The following is a 6,373-nucleotide window of genomic DNA, read 5'->3' on the forward strand; positions in this document are numbered from 1 at the left end:
CCGGCCCATGGCCCAGCGCGGCTTTACCTTGCTGGAGATGCTGGTGGTCATCCTGTTGATCAGCCTCGCCGCCAGCTTGCTTGGCCTGGGTGTGCGCCAGGGGCTGCAGGTCGCCAAGGAACGCCGTGCCGTCGGGCAGATGGTGGAGGCGTTGCGTGCCACACGGGCCGGGGCAATTATTGGCGGCCAAGCGGCGCGCACCGAATTTGACCTGCACGCCAGGACATTCCAGGCGCCGGGGCGTACGGCCCAGCAATGGCCCGAGCCGTTGCAGGTGACCTTGCACACGGCCGAACAGGTGGGGCCGGCTGTCGAGTTCTACCCCGACGGCAGCTCCACCGGGGGCAACCTGCTGCTGGCCAGCGGCACCCGGCGTTGGCGCATCGATGTCGGCTGGCTCACCGGCAGCGTGCAGTCAAAGGCCCTGCCATGAAGCGCCAGGCCGGTTTCACCCTGCTGGAAATGCTCGCTGCGCTGACGCTGATGGCGGTGTGCAGCAGCGTGTTGCTGGTGGCGTTCGGGCAGAGTGCGCGTTCGCTGTCCCAGGTGGCCCACAGTGATCGGCTCACGCACGCCGCGCTGTCGATTTTTGATCAGGAGGCGGCGGGGCGCTTGAGTGTCGGCGTTCGCCAGGGCGAGTTGGATGGCATTCACTGGCAACTGAACTGCACCCGCCAGCAACCCCAGGTGTTTCGCCTCGATTTGAGCCTTCGCGAGGGCTCGCACCAGGCGCGTTTCAGCACCTTGAAGGCACGCCTGTGAAACACCGCGAGCAAGGCTTCACGCTGCTGGAAATCCTGGTGGTGCTCAGCCTGCTCGCCGTGTTGCTGGTGCTGGTGGGCGGGGCATTACTGGGGGCTAATCGCGCGGTGTCCAAGGCCCAGCGCTACACGGTGAACCTGGACGAGGTGCGCGCTGCCCAGCGGTTCTTGCGCACGGCAATCGGCGAAGCGCTGCCGTTGAGCGGGGTAGACCACGCGGCTGCAACGGAAGGTTTTTTTGTCGGTGCACCCGAGCATTTGCAGTTCGTCTCGACCTTGCCCGGGGTGCTGGGTGGCGGGATTCAGCGTTTCACCGTGCAACGCGTCGAGAGGGATTTGCAGGTGGGTTTCTCCGACCGCGAACCTCAGGTGTTGCTTCACGATCTAGACGGCCTGCAATTGAGTTATCGCGGCATCTCCCCGTTGGGGCAGGCCACCGGCTGGCTCAATGAGTGGCCGTGGCCCAGGCGCTTGCCTGACGCGGTGCGTATCGCTGCTCAGCTCAACGGGCCGGTGCCGTGGGTTACTCAAGTGATTGCGCTGCGCTTGAACCTGGCCAGCGGGGCGGCGGGAGAATGAAGTGTCAACGCGGTGCAGCCCTGCTGCTGGTGCTGTGGGTGCTGGCGTTGCTCAGTGTGTTGCTGGGCGGGCTGGTGGGCTGGGTGCAGCTGGAGAGCCGCCAGGCGCTGTGGTTTCGTCAACATACCCAGACTGTCCTGGCCGCCGAAGCCGGTATCGCGTTGGCCATGACTGACCCGCGCCGGGTGGTCGACGGACGTCAGATTGCCCTGACGTTCGATGACGCCCACCTGCACGTCAGCCTGCGCAGCGAGCGCGGTAAGTTGTACCTGGTCAACGCCGAGGCGGATGACTTCATGCGCCTGGCCCTGGCGTGCGGGGCCAGCCAGGCCCAGGCGAGCGCGTTGGCCAAGGCCCTCGAAACCCGACGCAACCAGGGCTTGGCGCCGTTCCGCGTACTGGAAGAAGTGCGCCAGCTGCCGGGCATGACGCAAGCGCTCTACAGCCAACTACTGCCCGAAATCACCTTGTGGAGCGACCTGGATCGCCCCGACGCCGCTTTTGCCAGCCCGCTGATGCGCAAGGCCCTCAACCTGCCGCAACAGAAGGCCGAGGGCGCCGACCCTGGCCTGGTGTTGCAGGTCGACAGCCGCGCTGAGCGCCCGGGCGGGTATCAGGCGCGCGTGCAAGCCACCGTTTTATTGAGCCCATCGGAGGACAGCGCACAACCCTACCGGGTGGTGCGGTGGCAAGAATGAATCGACTGGAACCCATCGCCCGGCATTGGCGCGGCAGCCTGTTGCAACAGGGCTGGCGCCTGTGGCTGGCTGAATTACGCGCCTGTGTGCCGGGCTGGCTGGCCCTTCACGAGCCGCCCGAGCAGCGTCATCACTGGCCGTTGAGCGAGCCGGTTGCGCCGGGCAACACGCGCCAGGTGCTGGTGTTGGCCACCGACGCCGTGTTGCTGCAAACCGTGCAGTTGCCCCTGGCGGCGTCGCGCAACCTCACCGCCGTGGTGGGCTATGAGCTGGACCGCTACACCCCGTTCAACGCCGATCAGCTGTACTTCGTTGCGCAGCCGTTGCGCCGCACACCCGCCCACCTGGAGGTGCGGCTGGTGGCGATCCTGCGCGAGCACCTCGACCGGATTCTCGCCGATTGCACTGCCCTTGGCCTGCAGCCCCACCGCGTGGAAGTGGGCGACCTCGGTGTCGACTTGTTGCCCGCGCCGTTGCGACCGCGCCAGCACCCACCGGGCAAGGGCTTGCAACGCAGCCTGCCGTGGCTGTGCGGGGCCTTGCTGATCGCGGCGATGCTGCTGTGGCTCAACGACCGCCAGCGTGTGCTCGACGTCATGCAGGCCAGTGTCCAGCAACAGAAAACCCAGGTCGCCGAGGTGCACGCCCTGCGCCAGCAATTGCTCAACACCCGGGGTGCAGCGCAGTACCTCACCCGCCGCAAACTGGCGCAGCCCCCGCTGGCCGCGCTGCTTAATGACCTGACCACCTGCCTGCCGGCCGACACCTGGATCGACCAGTTGGACGTGAAAGACGGAGAAGTCTCGTTCTCTGGGCAAAGCGCCAAGGCCAGTGGCCTGATCACGCGGATCAAGGGCTGTCATCGCCTGGAAAACGCCCAGTTCGAAGGGGTGATTCAACCGGATGCGCGCACCGGCAAGGACCAGTTTGCCTTGCGTGCCCACCTGCGCCAGGAGGTGGCCGATGCGCCGACCCCTCACACCCCGTGAACGTCGCGGTTCGGCGTTGCTGATCCTGGCGCTGGTCGTGGGCGCTGCCTACTGGCTGTTGATCGACAGTTGGTTCGCCGGGCCGTTGCGCGAGATGGGCGAGCGCGCCGATCAGCTGCGCGAGCAGCAGCAACGCTATGCCGGCGTGCTGCGCCAGGGCGATGCGCTGCGCGAGCAATTGCAGCAGGCGCGCCAGGACCCGGCCAGCAGCACCAGCCTGTTGCCGGGAGACGATCCTGATGTGGTCGCCGCCGACTTGATGCAACGCCTCGCCGACCTGATCAACAGCTATGCCGACCTCGGCGGCGGCTGCCGCCTGACCCAGCGCAAACCCATCACCCCGGAGCAGGATGACGGCGAGCCGTATCGCCAGGTCAAGGTCAGCCTCACGCTGAACTGCGCTATCGAACCCCTGGAGGCGCTGTTGCATGAACTCGAATACCAGCCACCGTTTCTGTTCGTCGATGAGCTGCGTATCCGCCGCAGCCAGCAGGCCCCGGCCAGTGGCGGTGCGGGGCAGCTGGTGGTGCACCTGCTGGTGCGCGGTTACCTGCAACCGGCGCGGGTGACGCCATGACGAGCGTACTGCGCCCCCTGGAATGGGTCCTGCTCGGCCTGGCCGGGTTGCTGGGTGTGTTGATGGCGGTGATCCTCAGCAGCATCGGCGACGAACCGCAATGGCTGCCCGAACCCAGCGCCCCGGCCCAGCCTTCGAGCCGTGTGCAAACAGCCCCGAGTATCGCGCTGCAAGACCTGGCCGCCACTTGGCAAACCCCGCTGTTCAGCCCTGATCGCAGCCCAGACCGTGTAGTGGGCAAGGCCCAGGTGTCGAGCCTGGCCAACCTCACCCTCAGCGGGATCATGATCACCGGCAACCTGCAGATGGCGATGCTCAAACCGGCCAGTGGCCCGACTCTCACGGTGCGCCTGGGCCAGGCGCTGCCCAACGGCTGGCGCCTGGAACACCTCACCCCGCAATACGCCCGATTCAGCCTGGACGGCCGCACCCAGACCTTGAGCCTCTACGCCAAGCGCTTGCCGCCGCCGTCCAGCCGCCCCCCGATGACTTTGCCCCGCGAGCCTCTCCCTTGATCGATATGCGCACCTCAACGTTTTGCCTGGCCACCGCTCTTGCCTTGAGCGGCTGCGGCTCCTTTCCAGACCGTGCCGACCCGGATGAGGACCTGATGCACGAGGCCCTGCAGGGCACCGGCGCGCAACGCCCGCCGCTCGAGCAGTCGGTGGCCGAAAGCCCGCAGCCGTCGATAAAAACGCCGCCGCAGCGCCAGTTGATTCGCGGTAGTCAGCAGTTCGTGCGTGCACCCGGTGCGGCGCCGAGCGCACAGGAGGAGGGCGGCGACATCGTGTTCAACTTCGCCGACCAGCCCATCGAAGCGGTGATCAACAGCGTGATGGGCGACCTGCTGCACGAGAACTACAGCATCGCCCAGGGCGTGAAGGGCAGCGTGAGTTTTTCCACCTCCAAGCCGGTGAGCAAGCAGCAGGCACTGTCGATCCTCGAGACCCTGCTGTCCTGGACCGACAACGCCATGATCCGCCAGGGTTCGCGCTACGTGATCCTGCCGGCCAACGAGGCCGTGGCCGGCAAACTGGTGCCGCAGATGCGCGTGGCCCAGCCGCCCAGCGGGCTCTCGGCACGGTTGTTCCCGCTGCACTATATCTCGGCCACCGAGATGCAGAAACTGCTCAAGCCCTTCGCCCGTGAGAACGCATTCCTGCTGGTGGACCCGGCGCGCAATGTGTTGAGCCTAGCCGGTACACCGGAAGAGTTGGCCAATTATCAGGACACCATCGACACCTTTGACGTGGACTGGCTCAAAGGCATGTCGGTGGGCGTATTCGGCCTGCAACGCGCGTCGGTGGCCGAGTTGATGCCCGAGCTGCAACACTTGTTCGGCCCCGACAGCGGCATGCCCCTGGCGGGCATGCTGCGGTTCCTGCCGATCGAACGCACCAACTCGGTGGTGGCGATTTCGTCCCAGCCGCAGTACCTCAGTGAAGTGGGGGATTGGATTCGCACCATCGACGAAGGCGGCGGCAACGAGCCGCAGATGTATGTCTACGACGTGCGCAACATGAAGGCCGCCGATCTGGCCAAGTACCTGCGGCAGATCTACGGCACCGGCGCGATCAAGGACGACACGCCGGCCAAGGTGGCGCCGGGGTTGCGCACCACCACCCTGGCCTCGCCCGGCATGGGCGGCTTGCAGAACACACCACCGGTGGCGGATGAGCCCGAACCTGAGCCGGAAGAAAAGACCGTCGCCCCCAGCAGCGACCTTGAAGCCGGCACGCGGATTACCGCCCAACAGAGCAGCAACCAACTGCTGGTGCGCACACGCCCGGCACAGTGGAAGGAGATCGAAGCGGCAATCAAACGGCTCGACAACCCGCCGCTGCAGGTGCAGATCGAGACGCGCATTCTGGAAGTGAAACTGAGCGGTGAACTGGACTTGGGCGTGCAGTGGTACCTGGGGCGTCTCGCCGGCAATTCCGCCAGCACCACGGTGGCCAACGCCTCCGGCAGCCAGGGCGCACTGGGCGGTGGTGGGGCGGGGTTGGGGGCGACGGATTCGTTGTTCTATTCGTTTGTCAGCTCCAACCTGCAAGTGGCCCTGCATGCCCTGGAAAAGAACGGGCGCACCCAGGTGCTGTCGGCGCCGTCGCTGGTGGTGATGAACAACCAACCGGCGCAGATCCAGGTGGGGGACAACATTCCCATCAGCCAGACCACCGTGAATACCGGTGTGTCGGATACGACGTTGAGCAGTGTGGAGTATGTGCAGACGGGGGTGATCCTGGACGTGGTGCCGCGGATCAACCCGGGTGGGTTGGTGTACATGGACATCCAGCAGCAGGTCAGCGATGCGCAGGATACGGCGGCTAACAGCGACACGCCGGTGAACCCGCGGATCTCGACGCGCTCGGTGTCGACCCAGGTGGCGGTGCAGAGTGGGCAGACGGTGTTGCTGGGGGGGTTGATCAAGCAGGACAACGCCGAGGGGGTGAGTGCGGTGCCTTATTTGGGAAAGATCCCGGGGTTGCGCTGGTTGTTTGGGAGTACCAGCAAGTCCAAGGCACGCACGGAGTTGATTGTGTTAATTACGCCTCGGGTGGTGACCAACAGCGGGCAGGCGCGGGAGGTGACGGATGATTATCGGGAGCAGATGCGGTTGTTGCGGCCCTCTTTGGACCGGTAGATCGGGGGCATATCCGTTATCTGTGTGATGGCTGATATTGGTTCCGCTCTTACAGCGGGTCACTTTTGGAAAAGAGCCCGGAATGCCGGCCCAGCCAAAAGTAACCAAAAGGGCTCTTGCCCCAA

Annotated in this window: 8 protein-coding genes; all 8 read left to right on the plus strand. The window is 65.5% G+C overall.

The window, feature by feature from the left end; genetic code table 11:
• The first annotated feature begins 7 nt into the window (after positions 1-7).
• From AC07SU_RS25210 to gspD, 8 genes are read left to right on the plus strand one after another with little or no spacing between them, the layout of a single operon-like run.
• Positions 8-433: a GspH/FimT family pseudopilin gene (locus AC07SU_RS25210; RefSeq protein WP_494998560.1), complete on the plus strand. Its 426-nt coding sequence runs from the start codon at positions 8-10 to the stop codon at positions 431-433.
• Positions 430-762, plus strand: coding sequence for a type II secretion system protein (locus AC07SU_RS25215; protein WP_494998561.1), 333 nt, complete (start codon positions 430-432; stop codon positions 760-762). The genes AC07SU_RS25210 and AC07SU_RS25215 overlap by 4 nt, the downstream gene beginning before the upstream one ends.
• On the plus strand, positions 759-1,340 hold the full coding sequence (locus AC07SU_RS25220) for a prepilin-type N-terminal cleavage/methylation domain-containing protein (RefSeq protein ID WP_494998562.1): 582 nt from the start codon (positions 759-761) through the stop codon (positions 1,338-1,340). Before AC07SU_RS25215 ends, AC07SU_RS25220 begins: the two co-directional genes overlap by 4 nt.
• A complete protein-coding gene (locus tag AC07SU_RS25225; RefSeq protein WP_494998563.1) occupies positions 1,337-2,038 on the plus strand; it encodes a type II secretion system minor pseudopilin GspK in 702 nt (233 codons plus the stop codon). Before AC07SU_RS25220 ends, AC07SU_RS25225 begins: the two co-directional genes overlap by 4 nt.
• Positions 2,035-3,027, plus strand: coding sequence for a PilN domain-containing protein (locus AC07SU_RS25230; protein WP_494998564.1), 993 nt, complete (start codon positions 2,035-2,037; stop codon positions 3,025-3,027). Before AC07SU_RS25225 ends, AC07SU_RS25230 begins: the two co-directional genes overlap by 4 nt.
• Positions 3,002-3,604 carry a type II secretion system protein GspM gene (gspM, locus tag AC07SU_RS25235; RefSeq protein WP_494998565.1) on the plus strand — a complete coding sequence of 201 codons (603 nt, stop codon included), beginning with the start codon at positions 3,002-3,004 and terminating at the stop codon, positions 3,602-3,604. Before AC07SU_RS25230 ends, gspM begins: the two co-directional genes overlap by 26 nt.
• The gene (locus AC07SU_RS25240; RefSeq protein WP_494998566.1) at positions 3,601-4,119 is read left to right on the plus strand and encodes a type II secretion system protein, XpsN-like; all 519 of its coding nucleotides are present in this window, start codon (positions 3,601-3,603) and stop codon (positions 4,117-4,119) included. Before gspM ends, AC07SU_RS25240 begins: the two co-directional genes overlap by 4 nt.
• A 5-nt stretch (positions 4,120-4,124) precedes the next feature.
• Complete coding sequence (gene gspD, locus AC07SU_RS25245) at positions 4,125-6,248, plus strand: type II secretion system secretin GspD (protein ID WP_494998567.1); 2,124 nt, start codon at positions 4,125-4,127, stop codon at positions 6,246-6,248.
• Positions 6,249-6,373: the final 125 nt, after the last annotated feature.

It is taken from the genome of Pseudomonas sp. GW821-FHT05H12 (assembly GCF_059419385.1).